Genomic DNA, 252 nt, shown 5'->3' with positions numbered 1-252 from the left:
AAGCTCTCCTGTTACCCCTCGACTTGCATGTGTTAGGCCTGCCGCTAGCGTTCATCCTGAGCCAGGATCAAACTCTTCATCGTTAAATCTTATATGTCTTTAACGTCTAAATGAATTCAATTCTAAAATTGTCTTCTCAGGAATTAACTCTAATCTCTTACAATTAGTCTAATCTTTTAATGTTTCTAATTCTATAAGTAAATCACTCTACTTATAATTGTCAATTCAATATGTCAATGAACTTGTCCCCTC

1 rRNA gene is annotated in these 252 nt (G+C 34.9%); it reads right to left on the bottom strand.

Annotation, left to right across the window (positions count from 1 at the left end):
- Positions 1-83, bottom strand: a 16S ribosomal RNA gene (locus LB454_RS13985); the annotation flags it as partial.
- Positions 84-252 lie beyond the last annotated feature (169 nt).

The sequence above is a fragment of the Psychroflexus montanilacus genome, assembly GCF_020164535.1.
In the GTDB taxonomy this organism is placed as follows: domain Bacteria; phylum Bacteroidota; class Bacteroidia; order Flavobacteriales; family Flavobacteriaceae; genus Psychroflexus; species Psychroflexus montanilacus.
Note: the sequence above shows the minus strand (reverse complement) of the source record. Positions and strands in the feature narration are given on the sequence as shown.